Consider the following 2,723-nt stretch of genomic DNA (forward strand, 5'->3'; position numbering starts at 1 on the left):
CAATTGGGCTATGGGGGCCTTGATGCACCCGACTGGTCGGGTGCGGCAGGGATCAGACTATCGGGTCGGTCTGAGCTACCGACATCGCGATGCCGTCGAGTATGTCGTGTTCGCTGACAACCAGTTCGGTGATCCCGGCTTTGGCTTCGAACGCTTGAGCCAGCACCGTGGTGATGATCGCTCCGCCGCCGATGACGTCCACCCGCCCCGGATGCATCGGCCCGAAGGCAGCACGATCAACCCGAGGCATGGCGATAAGACGCTCACACACGTCGAACAGTTGCTTGAACGGAATCCTCGCCAGGTGCACCTTCTCGGCGTCGTACTCCGGAAGATCCTGCGCGATCGCGGCCAGCGTCGTCATGGTTCCAGCGACACCCACCCACGTGTGCGCCTTCTCGACGGGTACGGCCTCGAACGCCTCGGCCAATTTCGCGGTCGCAAAAGCCGTCGCCTCGGAAACCTGCTCTGCCGTAGGCGGATCCGACGGTAAGCACCGCTCCGTGACGCGCACACAGCCGATGTCGGTGGAGTACGCAGCTTGGACGCCGGACGCCTCGCCGAGGACAACTTCAGTGGATCCGCCGCCGAGATCGACCACCACGAAGGGGCCCTCCGACGGATCGAGTTCTCCCACAGCACCGCTGAACGAGAGGCGCGCCTCTTCGTCGCCGGTGATCACCTCGGCTCCGGATCCGGGAATCACCGCACCGAGCACGTCCCGCGTCATCGTGAAGAAGTCTTCCCGATTCGCAGCGTCGCGAGTAGCCGAGGTAGCGACCATACGAACGGCGGTTGCTCCGGCGTCGGCGATCATCGACGCGTACTCGACGAGCGCAACCCGGGTGCGTTCGATGGCCTCGGGCGCGAACGCCCCTGTTGCATCAACGCCTTGACCGAGTCGCACGACGCGCATCTCGCGTCGGACATCCACCAGACGACCGTCAGCTCCGACGTCGGCGATCAGCAGTCGAATGGAGTTGGTACCGCAATCAACTGCGGCAACACGGCGAGTCACTGGTCGGTGTTGTCGGCATCGTCGATGCCAGGCCAGTCCGCGGGAATTGCAGTGCCGCGGAGCTTTCCGTGACCGGCCAACGCCACGGACTCGTCACCGAGCGGATTCACGCCGGGACCCTTGGCAAGCGAATGCGCCATCAGCACGTGCAGGCACTTGACGCGATCCGGCATCCCACCACCGGCAAAGTCGGTTCCCAGAGATTCGATCGCGTCACGCTCGGCGAGGTACGACTCGTACGCCCGGCGGTAAGCCGCGGCAAGATCGGGATCCTGCGTCAGACGTTCGGTCATCTCACGCATGACGCCGGCGGATTCCTGACGGCTCGCTTCGGCCGTCAGTCGCGGGTCGGTGAGGTAGTACAATGTCGGGAACGGTGTTCCGTCCGGAAGTTTGGGGGCAGTCTTGACGACGCCCGGCTGACCGTCCGGGCTGCGGTACGCGATCTCGATCACTCCGCGTGGCTCACGGCCCAATTGAGCGGCAACGGCGTCGAGGTCCGCCTGTGAAACCTGTGGGGAATTTTCGGACGTGTTGCTCACCCGGTGGGTACTCCTTGTTCTTCTGGCTCTATCGGCGCCAACGGCATCGGGGCCGGTGTCGTCGTCTCGGGAACCACTGGCGGTTCCGAAATCGTTTGCCACAGGTCGCGATACCACGGACCTGTCAGCGGTGTTTCCTTTTCCTGCTTCTTCTCCGGCTCCTTGTAGTCACCGGGAAGTTGAACCTGAAACGGGGTCTCGCCCGGTTTGACGTACCGAAGGCGTTCTCGTGCAAGAGCTTCGATGTACGCAGGGTCGTCGAAGCGTGCGTTCTGCCCTTGCAGCTTTCGCAGCTCTTCCTCGAGCACCTGACGTTCGGCCGCCACCTGCGCGGCGTCCGATCGCTGGCTGATGTAAGTGCGCAGCGGCACAGCCAGTGTCAGAGCCAACATGAGTACAACCATCGCGAGCACCACGGCCCGGCTGGTGGACAACCCGAAAATGGTGTTGTCCGACTTGGGAAGTCGAGACCAGAACTTGTTGGTTCCGCTCTTCCCTCGAGCCGATTTCGACCCGCGTGCCGACGCCTTCTCTGTCGAGGCCCTCGACTGCGCGGGGTCTGTCACAGCGGAATCAACTGCTGCCGGATCTACCGAAGGTTCCGACGCCCGTGGGCGTCGAGCGCTGTCACGACGCGCACGAGACGGTGTGTCTCCACGACGGGAACCACGACCCCCCGGACTTCCGCCGGGGGATCGTGGCTTACCGCGCTGTGCAGACACTACTGAATCTTAGATTTCCGTCAGGCCTCGAAAGCGAAGCGCGGGAACGCAACCTCGCCGGCGTAACGTGCTGCATCGCCGAGGTTCTCCTCGATACGCAGCAGCTGGTTGTACTTGGCAACGCGCTCGCTGCGGGCCGGAGCACCGGTCTTGATCTGGCCGCTGCCGACGGCAACTGCGAGGTCGGCGATGGTGGTGTCCTCGGTCTCGCCGGACCGGTGGCTCATCATCGTCTTGTAACCGTTGCGGTGAGCGAGATCGACAGCGTCGAGGGTCTCGGTCAGGGTGCCGATCTGGTTGACCTTCACCAGGAGTGCGTTGGCCGCGCCCTTGACGATGCCTTCTTCGAGACGCTCGGGGTTGGTGACGAAAAGGTCGTCGCCGACGAGCTGGATCTTGATCTCGATCTGATCGGTGAGCGCAACCCAGCCGTCCCAGTCG

At 63.6% G+C, this 2,723-nt stretch carries 3 protein-coding genes and 1 pseudogene; all 4 read right to left on the minus strand.

The genetic code is table 11. The features are described from left to right. Positions 1-52: 52 nt before the first annotated feature. Positions 53-1,018 (minus strand): Ppx/GppA phosphatase family protein, encoded by a 966-nt coding sequence (locus tag RWT78_RS29035; protein WP_314682910.1) that lies wholly within the window; start codon positions 1,016-1,018, stop codon positions 53-55. Next, positions 1,015-1,560 carry a DUF501 domain-containing protein gene (locus tag RWT78_RS29040; protein ID WP_314682912.1) on the minus strand — a complete coding sequence of 182 codons (546 nt, stop codon included), beginning with the start codon at positions 1,558-1,560 and terminating at the stop codon, positions 1,015-1,017. Before RWT78_RS29040 ends, RWT78_RS29035 begins: the two co-directional genes overlap by 4 nt. Continuing rightward, complete coding sequence (locus RWT78_RS29045; protein ID WP_153212074.1) at positions 1,557-1,994, minus strand: septum formation initiator family protein; 438 nt, start codon at positions 1,992-1,994, stop codon at positions 1,557-1,559. The genes RWT78_RS29040 and RWT78_RS29045 overlap by 4 nt, the downstream gene beginning before the upstream one ends. Positions 1,995-2,302: 308 nt before the next feature. Further along, positions 2,303-2,723, minus strand: a pseudogene (gene eno, locus RWT78_RS29050) (phosphopyruvate hydratase); the annotation flags it as partial.

Source organism: uncultured Rhodococcus sp. (assembly GCF_963525155.1).
Taxonomy (GTDB): Bacteria; Actinomycetota; Actinomycetes; order Mycobacteriales; family Mycobacteriaceae; genus Rhodococcus_F; species Rhodococcus_F qingshengii.